This window comes from Candidatus Zixiibacteriota bacterium (assembly GCA_014728145.1).
GTDB lineage: Bacteria > Zixibacteria > MSB-5A5 > JAABVY01 > JAABVY01 > WJMC01.
The window spans coordinates 1-16,526 of sequence record WJMC01000249.1; the positions used below are offsets into that span (position 1 = coordinate 1).

At 49.0% G+C, this 16,526-nt stretch carries 14 protein-coding genes and 2 tRNA genes; 13 read left to right on the plus strand and 3 right to left on the minus strand.

Going from position 1 to position 16,526, the window contains the following annotated elements; genetic code table 11:
- Window positions 1-310, plus strand: a 310-nt coding sequence (locus GF404_13620) for an FKBP-type peptidyl-prolyl cis-trans isomerase (GenBank protein ID MBD3383217.1), incomplete at its 5' end; no start/stop codon positions are given.
- 45 nt (window positions 311-355) lie between these two features.
- Here the strand turns inward: GF404_13620 and GF404_13625 are convergent.
- Window positions 356-982 carry a methyltransferase domain-containing protein gene (locus tag GF404_13625; protein ID MBD3383218.1) on the minus strand — a complete coding sequence of 209 codons (627 nt, stop codon included), beginning with the start codon at window positions 980-982 and terminating at the stop codon, window positions 356-358.
- 125 nt (window positions 983-1,107) lie between these two features.
- Between GF404_13625 and GF404_13630 the strand changes: the two genes are divergently transcribed.
- Window positions 1,108-2,511 (plus strand): cysteine--tRNA ligase, encoded by a 1,404-nt coding sequence (locus tag GF404_13630; GenBank protein MBD3383219.1) that lies wholly within the window; start codon window positions 1,108-1,110, stop codon window positions 2,509-2,511.
- A gap of 133 nt (window positions 2,512-2,644) precedes the next feature.
- Here GF404_13630 and GF404_13635 read toward each other — a convergent pair.
- Together GF404_13635 and GF404_13640 are read right to left on the minus strand one after the other, a co-directional pair.
- Window positions 2,645-2,726, minus strand: a tRNA-Tyr gene (locus GF404_13635).
- A 100-nt stretch (window positions 2,727-2,826) separates the two neighbouring features.
- Window positions 2,827-2,899: transfer RNA gene (locus GF404_13640), tRNA-Thr, on the minus strand.
- 197 nt (window positions 2,900-3,096) lie between these two features.
- Here GF404_13640 and GF404_13645 point away from each other — a divergent pair.
- The 11 genes from GF404_13645 to GF404_13695 all read left to right on the plus strand — a co-directional run bounded on the left by GF404_13645 (window position 3,097) and on the right by GF404_13695 (window position 16,366).
- The gene (locus tag GF404_13645) at window positions 3,097-4,038 is read left to right on the plus strand and encodes an ATP-binding cassette domain-containing protein (GenBank protein MBD3383220.1); all 942 of its coding nucleotides are present in this window, start codon (window positions 3,097-3,099) and stop codon (window positions 4,036-4,038) included.
- Window positions 4,039-4,749 carry an ABC transporter permease subunit gene (locus GF404_13650; GenBank protein MBD3383221.1) on the plus strand — a complete coding sequence of 237 codons (711 nt, stop codon included), beginning with the start codon at window positions 4,039-4,041 and terminating at the stop codon, window positions 4,747-4,749. It abuts the gene before it with no gap.
- A 4-nt stretch (window positions 4,750-4,753) separates the two neighbouring features.
- Window positions 4,754-6,361, plus strand: a complete 1,608-nt coding sequence (locus GF404_13655) for a hypothetical protein (GenBank protein MBD3383222.1) — start codon at window positions 4,754-4,756, stop codon at window positions 6,359-6,361.
- Window positions 6,358-7,290 carry a DUF4340 domain-containing protein gene (locus GF404_13660; GenBank protein MBD3383223.1) on the plus strand — a complete coding sequence of 311 codons (933 nt, stop codon included), beginning with the start codon at window positions 6,358-6,360 and terminating at the stop codon, window positions 7,288-7,290. Before GF404_13655 ends, GF404_13660 begins: the two co-directional genes overlap by 4 nt.
- Before the next feature lie 232 nt (window positions 7,291-7,522).
- Window positions 7,523-8,410: a hypothetical protein gene (locus tag GF404_13665; protein ID MBD3383224.1), complete on the plus strand. Its 888-nt coding sequence runs from the start codon at window positions 7,523-7,525 to the stop codon at window positions 8,408-8,410.
- A 1-nt stretch (window position 8,411) separates the two neighbouring features.
- Entirely contained in the window at window positions 8,412-9,179 is a 768-nt protein-coding gene (locus tag GF404_13670) for a citryl-CoA lyase (GenBank protein MBD3383225.1), read from the plus strand.
- A gap of 38 nt (window positions 9,180-9,217) precedes the next feature.
- Window positions 9,218-10,390 carry a M24 family metallopeptidase gene (locus GF404_13675; GenBank protein MBD3383226.1) on the plus strand — a complete coding sequence of 391 codons (1,173 nt, stop codon included), beginning with the start codon at window positions 9,218-9,220 and terminating at the stop codon, window positions 10,388-10,390.
- Entirely contained in the window at window positions 10,383-11,207 is an 825-nt protein-coding gene (locus GF404_13680; GenBank protein MBD3383227.1) for a hypothetical protein, read from the plus strand. Before GF404_13675 ends, GF404_13680 begins: the two co-directional genes overlap by 8 nt.
- Before the next feature lie 11 nt (window positions 11,208-11,218).
- Complete coding sequence (locus GF404_13685) at window positions 11,219-13,951, plus strand: hypothetical protein (GenBank protein MBD3383228.1); 2,733 nt, start codon at window positions 11,219-11,221, stop codon at window positions 13,949-13,951.
- A 323-nt stretch (window positions 13,952-14,274) separates the two neighbouring features.
- Entirely contained in the window at window positions 14,275-14,541 is a 267-nt protein-coding gene (locus GF404_13690; GenBank protein MBD3383229.1) for a hypothetical protein, read from the plus strand.
- 37 nt (window positions 14,542-14,578) lie between these two features.
- Window positions 14,579-16,366, plus strand: a complete 1,788-nt coding sequence (locus GF404_13695) for a tetratricopeptide repeat protein (GenBank protein ID MBD3383230.1) — start codon at window positions 14,579-14,581, stop codon at window positions 16,364-16,366.
- Window positions 16,367-16,526: the final 160 nt, after the last annotated feature.

Consider the following 16,526-nt stretch of genomic DNA (forward strand, 5'->3'; position numbering starts at 1 on the left):
ATATGTCATACTCGAAGGGGGCGACGGAGCCAGTCCTGAAAGGGGAGATACTGTCCAGGTGCATTACACCGGTTGGCTTGAGGATGGAACCATGTTTGACAGTTCGCATGATCGCGGTGAACCGATAGAATTTCAGATCGGCGGTGGTCGCATTATCAGGGGCTGGGATGAAGGTGTCAAAATGATGAAAGTCGGCGGTCACCGGATGCTGATAATTCCGCCCAAGCTTGGATATGGTGCGCGCCAGGTGGGACCTATCCCGGCTAATTCGACACTCTTTTTCGAAGTTGAACTTGTAAATATTAAATAGATATCTGGTCAGATTGGACAGGCCGGCTGAAACACCAGTCGGCCTTTATTTTTTTTGACCGCAGATCAGGCAGATCGGCGGGAATTTAGAATGCATCAGAAGCTCGATTTTGAAAACCTCTCTCAAGATCTCGATATTGTACTTATCGAAAAAATGGGTTCTGCGGAAAAATGACAGGCTTCGCCTCTTAATAAAACGGAGTAGCTGAAAAATCAGGTTCCCTCTGACATTTTCAATAAAGACAAATCTGCCACCGGGCTTCAGATGATTATCCAGGTTTTCGAGGTAAGATTTGAAATCGTTGACATATATTAAAGCCGATTTCGAGAACAGCAGGTCGAATTGCCTGTCACCCAAAACATCAGGATTTCCATCATATAAAATCGGTTCAATTTTATCACTGAAACCAAACTTCTGTATATTTGTTTTGATGCTAAGAAGACGCTTCGGATCGATTTCAAGCGAGGTGACTTTTGCACCCAGAGAAGCCAATAGACAGCTCAATAAGCCATTGCCGGGGCCTATCTCCAAAACATCCATGTTTTCGAGATTTCCTCCCATATAATCTTTCAAACCTATTTCGACGAATCTCTGCCATGGCCGGCTTCCCCAGGGTACGAAATAGTCGATATTCGCAAAGGGGGCTTCTTTCAATGATTGGTAGTCGGTCACTTACAATCCAGATCAAAATTTGTAATTTAAGTCATTTATGAACCCAGCGATAATAACAAATATATTGCCCTGATCAAAATAATTTTTATAATAGCCCTGTTGAACAGTTTAACGAGGATGTTTGTATGCCGTTGCGATTTTATAATACCATGACCCGTAACAAGGAAGAGTTCCGGCCGATTGATGAGGGCAAAGTCCGGCTCTACACCTGCGGTCCGACTGTCTACGATTTCGCCCATATCGGTAATTTCCGCGCCTATGTGTTCGAAGATTTGCTCAAACGCTATTTGCTGTACAAGGGCTTCGACGTAACCCATGTCATGAATCTTACCGATGTCGACGACAAGACCATAAAGAATTCGATCAAGGAAGGTGTCGCTCTCGATAAATACACCGAGCGTTACAAAGAAGCCTTCTTTGAAGATATCGAGACACTTAAGCTGCACAAAGCCGACCATTACCCATCGGCCACAGAAACGATCGATGAGATGATCGCGATAATTAAAAAGCTTCTGGAAAAGGATATCGCTTACCGGGCGGACAACTCGATATATTTCCGGATCAGCAAATTCCCCGAGTACGGTCGCCTCTCTCATATGGATATGTCGCAGCTCAAGGCCGGCGCGAGGGTGACCTCCGACGAATACGAGAAAGAAACCGTCTCCGACTTCGCCCTCTGGAAGGGATGGGATGAAGATGACGGTGATGTCTACTGGGAAACTGAACTCGGTAAGGGACGCCCGGGATGGCATATCGAGTGCTCGGCCATGTCATCGAAATATCTCGGCAATCATTTCGATATCCACTGCGGTGGAGTTGACAATATCTTTCCGCACCATGAAAACGAGATCGCCCAGAGCGAAGCCGCCAACGACCAAAAGTTCGTCAATTACTGGATGCATAACGAACACCTGATTGTCGAGGGGCGCAAGATGTCCAAATCACTGGGCAACTTCTTTACCCTGCGTGATCTTCTGGAAAAAGGTTATCCCGGTGTGGTGGTGCGTTACCTGTTGATTTCAACACATTATCGTCAGCAACTCAACTTTACCTTCGATGGTCTCGAGGCCGCCAAAAAATCCCTGGAACGGCTGTGGGATTTTCATGACAGCGTGGAAGCTGTAAAGGGCGGTACGGACAATCCACAGGTTGAAGAGCTGGTTTCGCAAGTCAAAAGAAAATTTGAGGAAGCGCTCGACGACGATTTGAATGTTTCACCCGCTCTGGCCGCGATTTTTGATTTCGTGCGGGATGTCAACCGTCTCATCTCAGAAGGCAATCTGTCTGAAAATGATGCCGGTAAAGTTCTTGATGCTGTCAATGGTTTCGATAATGTGCTGGCATTTTTGAAACGGGAAAAATCCGATGCCAGCCTGGAGGATGAAGTCGAGCAACTGATCCAACAGCGAATCGATGCCCGTAAGAATAAGGACTTTGCCACCGCCGACAAGATCCGTGACGATCTTCTGGAGCGCGGGATAATCCTCGAGGATACCCCTCAGGGCACCAAGTGGAAACGCAAACTCTGATAATATGGAATCACTTCCGATGCCTTCCGAATGTAACGGGGGGCATTTTTTTGTCTGCCGGATAGATTTAAATCGCTGGTTGCTAAGCGAATTGAAAACAACAAAAAATCAGGCCGTAGCCTGATGCTCTAAATGGAGGGGGAAGGATTCGAACCTTCGAAGGCTTCGCCGACAGATTTACAGTCTGTTCCCTTTGACCACTCGGGAACCCCTCCATCTATCAATCTTCCCGGGTAAGCCGGGAATTCAATTGCGCCAATATATATAATATATCGGCCGACGCAAGTGGAATTTCTCCCAAACATTTCAAATTTAAGCCGGCGAAGGGACTCGAACCCCCGACTGGCTGATTACAAATCAGCTACTCTACCAACTGAGTTACGCCGGCGTAATCGTCTAATTAAATGGACGTCGTCCGCTTGTCAAGAGCTTTCATTAATATATTATCTGCAAATTACTTACACAGTTTAGCCCATAGAGTTTCAGGCTGAAAAAATCTGGAACCCGGGAAAAAACACATGTGTATAAGCTAACTGAATTTTCACTTGATTTTTTGCTTGGTTTTTGTATCTATGAATCCTCGTTATGATAGATGTTAAGAACCTGACAAAATACTACGGTCCTGAACTGGCCGTTAACGATGTCTCCTTTTCGGTTGAAAAAGGCCAGGTGGTAGGTTTTTTGGGGCCCAATGGCGCTGGAAAGTCGACCACCGTCAGGATTATCTGCTGTTACCTTTCACCAACTTACGGTAATGTAAGCGTGGGTGGTGAGGATATCTATAACAATCCCATGAAGGTCAGGCGGATGATCGGTTACCTGCCGGAGAACACTCCCCTTTATACCGACATGAACGTCTTCGATTTTCTGAAGTTCTGTGTCGATATTCGCAACTCCGGCCGCGTCCGCGCCAACCGTGTGGGCGAGGTGGTCGAAATCTGTGGTCTGAAAGATGTGCTTTACAAAGATATCGGCGAACTATCCAAGGGTTACCGCCAGAGGGTGGGATTAGCCCAGGCGATGATTCATGATCCCCAGATCCTCATCCTGGACGAACCCACGGTCGGGCTCGATCCCAACCAGATCGTGGAAATCCGCAACCTGATCAAAACTCTCGGGCAAGAAAAGACTGTGGTACTCTGTTCGCATATACTGCCCGAGGTGGAGGCCACCTGCAACCGTGTACTGATTATAAATCGCGGGCAGATTGCCGCCGACGGCACTCCCGACGAGCTCCGGGGATCGTTCGAGGGTAAAGGCAAGCTGACGCTCCAGATCAAGGACCTGCCCTCCGAAAAACTGGAATATCTCGAAAACATCGAAGGTATCGGTGGTGTGGTCGATATGGATCGCACCAATCCAAGGGCCACCCGGATTGTCCTCGAACTTGTGGGAGAAACTGATCCTCGTGAACAGATCTTCCATTTTTGTGTAGAAAACAACCTGGTGCTTCTCGAGATGAATCGGGAGAGGGCGACGCTCGAACATGTCTTCCGCGAGCTGACCCGCAAGGAGGAGGTGCATTAAATGTCGGCTGTCTGGGTCATGACAAAAAAGGAACTGCGTTCATATTTCAGCTCTCCTGTTGCCTATGTGGTCATTATCCTGTTTCTCCTGATTTCCGGATGGCAGTTCTCGAATTCGCTCTTTCTGGCCAATACCGCCGACATGCGGGGCTTGTTTCAGATCATTAGATTTATCTTCCTGTTTTTTATACCGGCGCTTTCGATGAGGCTGTTATCCGAGGAGAAGCGTTCCGGAACGATAGAACTGCTGGGGACTATGCCGGTTTCGGAATGGCAGTTGGTGCTGGGCAAATTCTTTCCCTCGCTGATACTGATCATAATCACCCTGGTACTGACCCTGGTAAACTACATAACCATCAGCTATCTCGGCGATCCAGATACGGGCGCAACCTTTGGTGGATATTTGGGGCTTGTGCTTATGGCATCGACTTATCTCGCGATCGGGCTGTTTACCTCCAGCCTGACTAAAAATCAAATCATCGCATTCATCCTCTCATTCGCGATAATTTTCACTTTTATTATATTCAATTATTTCAAGGGTTTTGTGGGCGGTTTTATGGCCAGCGTGGTGGAGTTTTTATCGACAGACTATCACTTTGAGTCGATCCAGAGAGGCGTGATCGACAGCCGTAACATAATATTCTATCTCAGCCTGACATTTATATTTCTGTTTCTGACCGTCCAGGTTCTGAACAGCAGGAGGTGGAGATAAGCTTATGGCGTCTAACATTAAAAGCAAATCCACTGCCTTTGTGACAATTCTCGTCACGATTCTGATAGTGATTGTTTTGAATTTAATTTCTCTAAATGTTTTTGCTCGCTGGGATGTGACCGAGAAGGGTAAGTATTCCATTTCGGAGACTTCGCGGGAAATCATCGCTTCGCTCGATGACCGCCTGACAATCAAGGTCTTTTTTACCGAGGACCTGCCGGCACCCCATAACTCCGATCGTCGTTACCTGCTCGATCTGCTGGACGATTTCAAGGCGTATTCGAACGGTATGATGAACTATGAGGTGCTGGATCCGGAGAAGCGCGAAGTAGCCCGTCAGGCCGCCAGCTATCAGATCCAGCCGGTCCGGTTTGATATTCGCGGAACTACCAAAGCCGAAACCATACTGGGTTACAAAGCCCTGGTTCTGCTCTATGCCGGTCGGCAGGAAGTGATGCCGTTTATCATGAATATGGATAACTTCGAGTATGAATTCATCAAGCTGGTAAAAAGGCTTCAGAATCCGGCCAAGCCCAAAATCGGTTTTACCGTCGGACACGGCGAACCCAGGATCGACAGCGGTCTGACCGTAGCGGCCTCGTTTATATCCGAGAATTTCGAACCTGTTCCATTGGCAACTTCAGAACTTGCCCGGATCCCCGACGATATCGAAGCTCTCATGGTTGTCGCGCCAACCAGGGAATTCAGTGAATATGAAGTCTATCTTCTCGATCAGTACCTGATGAGAGGGGGCAAGATCGGATTTTTTATGAACGGTATCAAGATAGACCGCCAGACCAATACATTGAGTGAGATCACCACCGGCCTGGAGAGCCTGATGAATCATCTCGGGGTTCAGATAAACCGCGATTTCGTGATCGACAAAAGCTGTTACAGATACACCAATATGCGCAGGGTCGAGGGCGGAGTAGTGCCAGAGACGATCGAGGTGCCGTTCTTTATCAATATCATCCGCTTCAACAAGGATCATATCCTGACCGAGTTTCAGAAAAGCCTGACCATGATCGGAGCAAGTTCTCTGGATACGACTATGGCTGTTCAGGACGGTGTCAAGCGCGAGGTGCTGTTTACCACAACCGAGAAATCCGGTTCGATTTCCGGCAATGTCGCCGCGCGCCTGTCGATGATTTCCGAGAGCGATTACGACAAATCCAAACTGCCGTTGAGTGTTGTGCTGTCCGGACATTTCGAGTCTTACTTCGCCAACCGCGTGATACCAGATTTCAACCCGGTTGATACCAATGTGCGCGTGGATATCCCTGAAAAGCAGGACAAGAGCATCGATACCCGTGTGCTGGTGGTAGGTAATGGCAACTTTTTCGATGATGACGCCGCCAACGATCGCCAGGGACGCTTCAACCAGAATTTTGTATTTCTCAATAACGCTGTCGACTGGATGGCCCAGGATGAAGATATGATTTCGATACGCTCCAAGGGCAATCTGTACAACCCGTTCGAAAAGCTCGTTTCAGAAAAAGGCCAGACCACTATCAAACTTATTAATATCGTCGCTATGCCGTTTCTTGTGATTGTCGCCGGCCTGATTCGCTGGCGGGTGAAAAGAGCCGCGAAAAGGAGAGCTGCAGCATGAAACGAGTAATTATCGCCGTTTTAGTGTTAATTCTTCTGCTGGGTGTGTATTACGTTATTAAGAATCAGAAAGAAAGCTCGCGCGCGGAAGTCAGACAGGAAGATTTCCTCGGAATAGGTGAAGATCAGATAACCGATTTCCGTCTGATTCGCCTTAAAGATACTATCAATTTCACTCTCGAGGACGGTCTCTGGAAGGTAATATACGGTGGTAAAACCCGACTGAGCGACACCAACGTGGTCAACCAGATCGTCGGAAAGGTAGCCGAGCTCAATGCCGGCGCGGTAATATCCTCCAATCCTGCTAATCGCGAGTCCTACGGTGTCGATAGCGCCAGCGCCACCCGTTTGACTTTTTATCAAGATGAAAAAGAACTGGCTGACCTTTTTATTGGCGAGGATTCGCCCAACTACGGATCGGTCTATTTCCGACAGGCCGGCCATGATGAGGTCCGGATAGGCGAAGGTCTGGCGGCTTATTTGTTCAATAAACCGATCATTGGATGGCTGAATAAAGCTATAATCAAGGCCGATACTTCACTTCTGACGGCGATGGAATTTGAATATCCGCAGGAGCAGTTCACCCTGGTTAGAATCGACACGACCTGGTTCGCGAGGGGGGACAGCATCAACGGCCAGGTAATCGCCCAGTCCGATTCTGTCAGGCTGTACCTCCGTTACCTTTCAAATTTCCTGACCGATGATTATCTGCTTCCTGAGGATTCTGCCTACTACGATCCGGAAAATATCGACTTCAGGTTGATTTTGAGATATGAAAACGGAGAGCTGGATTCAATTCGTGTGCACGGAAAAGCAGAAAACAGGGCTCGCCATTACGTCACAACCGATAATTCAGACGATGTCTATGTTCTTTACAAAGCGCGCTATGACCGCCTGGCAAAGCGAGGAAAGAATTTTGTGGGAATGTAAAAAAAGTGTTGACAAATTAAAACTGATATGATATAAATTAATTGCCCTTCATACACAGCCCTCTTATCAGGCGGTCGGCTAGCATCTTGGCTGGTGCTTTATACCCGACCGCTATTTTATTGTCCACGAAAACTCTCTTTACAGCTTTCAGCGTATAACTGCTTGACTTGAAGCCAGAATCGCTTATAATCTTAAAACCTGTGCGCTAACAACTTAACAGGCGAGGTCAGTTATGTCATTAGCAAGAAAACTCAATATCATGATACTACTCCCCGTTTTTGTGGGATTTGTGTTTTTGGTTATGTGGGGCTGTTCATCCTCGGAAGAGGAAGTAAATATCCCTGCGGATTCCAGACGTCTGGGTGGCGGTGATAAATCTGAAAATATCGTCAATCCGGACCTGGAGGAGATGCTGGCCGGAGAAATTACCCCGGCCCATCTGAATATCCCCGGCTACGAGGACTGGAAGCGCTATTTCGATGAGTTCGTGGTGGTGTATTTTCCGGATGATTCCAGCCTGCAGGCCCGGGTGCCCGCCATAACCAAGTCGATCAAGCGTGTTTACCTTGAAAATGCCACCCGTTTGAGCGTGCAGGTCCCCGCACCTGTATATTTTTTCCTGTATTTTAACTCCGAACAGATAAAACAGAGGACTGACTGCGAATATACCTGTGTACGCGGTGATACCCATCATTACATGATCCTGACACCATTGGGAGAGACAATCATGGTGCGCCTCCTGCAGGAATTCGATCCGGACGGCACACCTTATTTCTTCTGCTACGAGGGGCTGGTGACTTACCTGAATTATTCCGGTGAAAATTATGTCCAACTGGCTTATATCGATTATTACAACGGCGACAGCATACCCTTGATAGATATGATCGATAACGATAAATATCTCAGTTACGATTCAACCCTGCGGACCGTCGCGGCGGCATCGCTCACTGAGTATCTGCTGGCGTCCCCAAATACGCCTGCAATGCTCTTGGATTTCTATAAACGTGAGGATCCTCCCGCCGAGGCACTCAAGGATATCTTTGGCAAATCGATAGCCGAGCTCCACAGGGGCTGGATAGAATATATCAGAGAAAAAAGTGGAATTAACATGGAGCGCTGATATGGCTGATGAAAGCTGGAAGACAGGTATTACCGAAATTGGCCCGGGCAGGATCCGCGTTAGAGGTTACGATATCACTAACCTGATGGAAAAGTGTTCGTTCGCCGAGACCGTGTTTTTAGCTCTCAAAGGAGAACTGCCCTCGGAGGCTGAAGCCCGTATGATGGAAGCGATTCTGGTCTCGTCGATCGACCACGGTGCTTCACCGCCCTCGGTTTTGGCGGCGCGGACTGTCATGTCGGCCGGCAATTCGCTCAACACAGCGGTGGCGGGGGGAGTGATGTCGATCGGTGATGTCCACGGTGGTGCTATTGAACAGGCCGCCCGGATATTTCAACAATGGTCTCAAAAAGAGGGCGATCTCGATGAGCTGGCCGGGGAGCTGGTCGACGACATGAAAGCCCGTAAAAAAAGACTGCCCGGCTTCGGCCACCGTCTGCACAAGACCGATCCGCGCACACTCAAGCTGTTTGAAATTGCATCAGAACTGGACTTCTCCGGTCGCAATATCGAATTTTGTAAAGCAGTCGAAAAAGTACTCGAAGCAAAAAGTGGTCGCAGGTTGCCGATCAATGTCGACGGCGCGATCGCCGCGGTTATCTCGGACATGGGTTTCGACTGGCGACTTGGCAAAGGTTTTTTCATTATCTCGCGCGTACCCGGATTGATTGCCCATGTGTTCGAGGAAAAAACCACCCAGCGCCCGATGCGTAAGCTCGGTAACACAAACTATGAATACGACGGGCCGGGTGAAAGAGAAAAAAAGTAGATGATCTGCCTTTTCGTGGCTGATTGAGGAGAGACGGTATGGATGCTATCCTGGCCGCCAAGTCGGATCAGGCTGTAGAACTTCTCAGGGAACTCGATATCGATGTCTGGATGATTGTGGTACGTGAATCCGGCGCCTGCAACGATCCTTCCATGCCGATGGTGGTCGGTGCGGACGTGGTCTGGACATCATTTTTTATCTTCACCAAAACAGGGCGCAAAATCGCTCTGGTTGGGAATTTCGATGCCCCGATATTCGAAAGGCTGGGCCACTTCGACGAGGTTAAGAGCTATACCAAAGGAGTGCGCGAGGATCTTTTGGCCACCCTCAGCAGTCTTCATCCCAAAAAGATAGCAGTCAACTATTCGCTTGATTATCACATGGCCGACGGTATCAGCCACGGCCTGTATATGCAACTCCAAAAGTATCTTAAGGGATCGCTGTTCGAGGGGATGCTGGTCAGCTCCGAGAAGCTTCTGGCTGAACTGCGGGCTGTCAAGCTCGATGAGGAAATCGAGCGGATTGCCACTGCATGTGATCTCACGGAAAGGCTTTTTGGGTCGCTAAAGCGAAAGATCAAAGCCGGCATGACCGGTGTCGAAATCTACGAATTCTTAAAAAAGAAAGTAATCTCAAAAGGTGTCGAGTTCTCATTTCCCCCGGCGATCAATATCGGCACCAAGTCACCTCTGGGGCATGCCATGTACTCTGACGACCGGCTCGAACCGGGGGAGATCTTTCATATCGATTTCGGTGTCATCTACAAGGGTTTCTGCTCCGACCTGCAGAGATTGATATACGTCCTCAAAGAAGGCGAAACGGAGCCTCCCGAGGAAGTCCGTAAGGCATTCGAGACGGTGTTCGGAATCATCCGCGAAACCTCCCGGCTGGCCAAACCGGGAACGCCCGGCTATCGTCTTGACCAGACCGCCCGCCGGATGCTCAAGGAGGCCGGCTACCCCGAGTACCAGCACGCGCTCGGACACCAGGTGGGACGTTTCGTGCATGACGGCGGAACTATCCTGGGACCGCGCTGGGAACGTTACGGCAAGAGCCCCTACGGCAAGCTGAGCGAGGGCAATGTCTTCACGCTCGAACTGGAGATAGTCCTGGATGGTGTCGGTGTGATCGGGCTCGAGGAGGATGTAGTCGTGACTGCTAAACGATGCAAGTTCCTGTCCAAACCGCAAAGGAGACTGATTTGTGTTTAAATACGTGAAATACATAGTGTTATTTTCTGCCTGCGTCCTGCTACTGTCATGTGCCGGTGCAAAAAAGGAAGTCGATAAGTATCCGCCCGAATCGAAAGTCGGTCCCTCAGAACTCAAAGTACGCTCCGACAACCGCACCCTGTTTTTGAGCTGGCGCACTAACCGCACGGAAGACATGTTGATATCCGGTTATAATATTTATATTTCCACTCAACCGCTTCTGAGCCCGGGCGATCCCGAACGGATCAAACCCGGCATCGAACCGGTCAACGATATACCGTATCCGGGCGACGAGGACCCGCAGATCAGCTATGAAACCTATGAGGCCAGAGACCTTCAAAACTGGCAGACCTATCATGTCGCTGTCACCACTGTTTTTCCGGATATGACCGAATCTTCTCCATCCAATGTGGTCGAGGCTTCCTGCTATCCACGCGGGACGGTTACCCTCAAGGACCGCATGATGGAGGATATGGATGGTTACTCGTTTGAGCTTGGTGAGCATGTGGCCTACAATGCCCTGGAAAACGACCTCTATTTCGTGGCGCGCGATGTCGGCAACATCCTGGGAAGCCCTGACCGCAATGACGGTGTTCTCAAGCATACCCGGTTCGCGCATATCCCGGCCGAAAACGAACTGAACACCAGTCGTGATTACAGCAATCTCTCCTATGACAACAAGACTTTCGTGGCCGAGGGGCAGGTCTATATGCTCAGGCTGAGCGACGGCACCTATGTCAAACTGCGTGTGCGCAACCTGGTCTCGACCGATTTCATCAAGCAGGTCACGTTTGATTATATTTACCTGGGGCCATAAAGGGCGGTGATATGCCCGCTTTTCTGGAAAAGCATTACACTCTCGACCTCGCTAAAAGTGCCGAGTTCGGACCCGAACGCAGGGTTTACACCCTGACCTGCCGGGAGATCTCCTATGGCAGGCAGAAATCATCGAAAAAACTGATCCTCACACCCCGTGCCGGCAATGAGGATAAAAACTATACCCAGTGGAATTCTCTGCGCGAACTTACTGAACAGGAAAACCTGCTGCTGTTCTCATTTGCTCAACTGCGATATTATTTTCCACTCGAGGAGTACCGGGAGTATGCCCGTGCTAAAATGAAATCAACCATTCAGATCGAGCGTCTGTGTGATCTGTTTTTACCCGGGGCGGAGCTGGATTCTCCCGCAGGCACCACTGACTTTCTGCAAACGATTTTAGCACTTGAACCCGATGATCAAAAAATCGAGAGCGAATGTGAGCACTTTCTGGCTCTGCTTAAAAGACTCGCCGGGCGTTTTGACCGCTCTCTTTTGTCGAAAGTGAGCCGTATAATCGCGGTCAGTCAGCCCGCTGTCGCTGAATGGCTGGATTCTATCAAGAAGGCAACAGCCGACCCGCCCCGTAAACTGCTCGCAAGCTACCCCGGGCATTTTATCAAATTCAAAGCGAATGATCATCAGGCTGATGAAGATGCTGATGGTGACCCTTTGCGGACGGTGTTTTCCGGCGAGAACGGCTTAGCTGATGTGATCCCCGATTATGAACATCGGCCTGAACAGCAGAGTTTCGCTTCCTTGTTTTCACGAGCGATCAGAAACAGCGAAATTTTTTTAGCGGAGGCCGGTACCGGTACCGGTAAATCACTGGCCTACCTGGTGCCGCTTCTGATGAACATCTCCGATGAACGCCGGGCGGTGGTCGCGACATACACCCGCACCCTGCAGTCACAGCTTTTTTTCAAGGACCTGAAAATTGCCGCCCGTGCGATCAAGACTGGTTTTCGGGCCGCGATGCTGAAAGGCCGTTCAAATTACCTTTGCCTTCTGAAAAAAGCTATGCTTTCGACCCGGGTCGCGCGCTCTTTGCCATCGGCTGAACTCGATGAGCTTGCAAAAGTTGAAATCTGGGAGAATTTGACAACCAGCGGTGACCTGTCCGAGATCAAGCTTTCATCCAATCGCTTGCGGGCTGAGGTTTGCGCCGATGCCGGTTTCTGCCTGCGCCAGAATTGCCAGTATTACAGCCGTTGCTATTTCTATAAGGCTCGCAAGCAGGCACACCGGGCCGAGCTGGTGGTCGCCAACCAGGCACTTTTCTTCACCGACCTGCTGGCTTCCGGCAATATCCTGGGTACTCTTAAAAATGTTGTTTTCGATGAGGCCCATCGGATTGAAAAGACCGCCACCTCGCATTTAAGCGCGGAGCTCGGCAGGCTTCATCTGCTCTCACTGGTTTCCCGACTTTTGCCCGGGCGCAGGCAGGAGAGAAGCCTGCTGGCCGAATTTCTTGCACGTCTGTTTAAAGAAACTTCTGAGCATGTACAATCAGAAATCAATCAACTCCGGGATGATATTCAGCAGAATGCTGAAGATTTCCGTCGCGCCCTGATAAAGCTGTTCGAGGAACTTGCAGAGTTTATCAGGTCCCACGGTTACCAGGCTGATACTTTTACGCTCAAGCTCCGCTATGATCGTGATAAACCGCTCTATTCTCGTATTGCCGGTGATCTCGGCCAGCTTTGCGATTTTCTCGAAATCGTCCTGGAGAGGCTTGGCAAACTGCTCAGGATGGTAACTGATGATGACCTCGAACAGCCGGATCGGGTTCTGTTCGAAGAGATGAACCAGCTTTTTCTGGAATTGCGGGAAGTCGAGCGTGTCGGTCATGCTCTTATGGTCGCGGATTCTGAACGCCATGTCTTCTGGCTCGAAATCCCAGTCAGATCAGAACCGTTTTTATGCTATGCTCCCCTGCATGTAGGCCCGTTGTTGAAAGATTTAATCTACGACCGATATGACTGCCTGCTTTTGACTTCGGCCAGTCTTTCCGTCGAGGGGTATTTTGATTTCTATGAAAAAAGTATGGGACTGGATTTGATCGAGCCGGAACGGATTATCCGCAAATCTTTTGGATCTTCTTTCGATTTTTACCGTCAGGTGCGGTTTTTCTGCACGGCATTCCTGGCATCCCCCAAAAGCGAGTATTACTCGACTTCACTTGGCCGTCTGCTGAACAGTCTGCTTCCGGCTCTGCGGAAGAAAACACTTGTTTTGTTCACCTCCTACCAGTTGCTTTACGATATTCACAACCAGATTTCGCAGGGACTTAGACGCCATGGCTTCGAGGTCTTTGCGCAGGGAATTTCCGGCAGTCCCGACCGTATCCTCAAGCTCTATCGCGAGTCACCTCTGGCGGTGATCCTGGGTACGGATTCCTTCTGGGAGGGAGTCGACCTGCCCGGTACACAGCTCGAAGTGCTGATCATTACCCGTCTTCCGTTCTCCTCGCCCTCTGAGCCGGTCGATTCCGCCCGCATGGAGACAATCGAGAAAGCGGGTGAGAGCTCGTTTTTTACATATTCTCTGCCGAACGCGGTCCTGAAGTTCAAGCAGGGCTTCGGTCGCCTGATCAGGCAGAAATCGGATACCGGCATGGTCTTTGTAACCGACAACCGCCTGATCAAATCGAATTTCGGACAGATCTTTCTAAACTCGGTCCCGGCCGAACTGGATATTATTTTTTCTCCCGAGGAACTTAGCGGGAAACTGGATATTTTATAGATTGTATAACATGTTGCTAACAGAAATCTGCGCATATTCGCAAATTTTGCGTCTGGTTTTCAGCAATTTCTGCAGTTTGTTCTTGATCACATCCCCAAATTGCTGTAAATAATGGGATTATAAAACCAGAGCCAAAGCTCGTTTTTGGCATGGTTTTAGTTTGTATTGTATTTGAGAGCAGGGGAAAGATTCGCATTTCAATAACTTAAGCACTGCCGGTGAAACTCCGGTTCTGACTTGCAAAGTGCGCAAGTTCTGCGTAATCATTATTGCCCCCGCGGGAATATTCAGGATTGCCATGTGTATAGGTGGCAGGAGATGATATGATAGATGTTAATAGATGGGTCGGGTATATCTCGATTTCGATCGTTATGGTCTTCGGCATACTGTTTGTCTCCGGCATGGTCGGGGAATTCGAATTGTCGCTACGGATTACGGTGGCGCTGATCGTTTTAGTCTATGTGCTGGTGCGTATCGGGATGCTCTACCTTTCGCGTAAAAAGCAGGAGAAAAGACGGTCTCACCTGCGCTCCTCGATGAGCATTATAGAGCGTGAAAACGGGGGTGAGAGCAACTCAAATAATGCTTGACAATTGATCACTTGAACATATTTTAAAGGATTACTTTATGAATTCTAAACGATTTAATTACAAAGGACTTAGAATGAAAAAGACTGTTTTGCTGAGTTTTTTGGCTGTAGTTCTTTTAGTTACATCAGTTTCCGCTTACGATATTCCATCTGATATCCAGACGGCTTTTGATGAGCGTCGTTTTGATGAAGCGATCAGCAAAATTGAAGAGATACTCAAGCGCGACAAGCGCAACTATAAACTTCTGTATATACTGGGGCAGATTTACCTCAAGCAAAACAAACTCGAAAAGGCACAGGATGCCCTCGAGCGAGCTGTCGATGCCAAGGGCAGTTTCCATGACGCTCGCTATGAACTCGGCAAGCTCTACCTTAAAACCGGTCAGCTCGAGGAAGCCAAAGAAACGTTCGAGAAAGGACTCGACAAGTCTAAAAAAGATCATGAGAAAGCGATGTTCGAGGATGGTCTCGGCCTTTATTATATCAAAACCGGTGATTTCACTAAAGCTGATCTGAATATCCGCAAAGCGATTATCCACGATCCCGACAAGCTTCTGTACAATCTGCATCAGGGCGACTTCAATTACGAGCAGGGCGCTTATGCGGTTGCCATCATTGCCTACAAAAAGGTGCTTGCCAAGGATTCAACCAATCCGGAAATTCATTACCGCCTGGCGCGCTCTTATTTGATGCAGAAGCAGTTTGTAGAAGCGCTGGAATCTATTGACAGAACACTGGAACTTGATTCAAGCTATTCCGAAGCCTATCTGATGGCAGGCAATATCTGGACGCTTTATGCCGCCTCGCAGAGAGAGGATCCCGAAAAGCAGGCCGGTATGTTCTCGACCTCGATCAATTACTATAACAGGTATCTCGAGATCAGCGGTGACTCGGGTATAACCAACTATTACCGGGGCAAGGCATATTTTGCCCTGAACGATTTTGAAAAAGCGATTCACGATTTCGAAGCCGCACTGGAAGTCGGTATCGACAAAGATGACCTTATGTCGCTGATCGGCCGCTCCTATTCCAAACTCAAGGAGTACAACAAGGCGATCGAGGCTCTTAATGACTACGAGAAGTCGATTCTTTCCAACAACCCGGATTACGAGTGGACCGAAGAAGACGCGCAGTTGTTCTATGAGCGCGCCAATGCTTACGCCGGTATCGGCGACAGCGCTTCCCGTCTGCTGGCGTCGGAAGACTACGAACGCGCCCTCGAGCTGGATTCCAGCGATGCCATGATGTTTTACCGGGCCGGGTTGAATGAGTACTTTTTGAAAAATTTCGAACAGGCGTTGACCTACTACCAAAAGAGTGTCGAACTGTATCCCGATAATCCCAGTACTTATCTGAATATAGCCTATAGCTACCTGGGGATGAAAGAATGGGACAGCACGATCGTCTATATCAACCAGGCTCTCGAGATGAACCCGGATTACACCAGCGCGTTCGAGCTTCTGGCCAAGGTGTATTTTAACAAAAACGATTACGACAGCGCGATTATTTACTATCAGAAAGCCAAGCAGATCAATCCCAAGGATTGTGAGGCTGATCGCTGGATCGGCCTGATCTACCTGGTGCGCGATAATCCCCAGCCCGGGAACTGTATCAAGCATCTCAGGCAGTACCTTAAATGCCGCCGGGCTAAGGGGGAAAATGTCTGTGATGATATAGAAGTCTTCGTCTGGATTTCAAAGGCTTACCAGATGAAAAACGATCCCAACGGCGCGTTTGAAACTGCCAAGGAAGGGCTCAAGTGCGATCCCAACAATGAGGAATTGCAGAAGATCAAGGATGAGATGGAATTCGAAATCGACTTATAACCTGAAATAAATTCAATCAAAGGTGTATTAATGGCAGAGGATAAGACCAAAAACAAGCCGGAGCCGAAGGAGCCCGAACAGAGTACTCTGGACGAAAACGAGCGTTTTCGCTATATCGGCTTCGATGTCTTCTCCAAACCTAAAGGGGACTTCTTCAAAA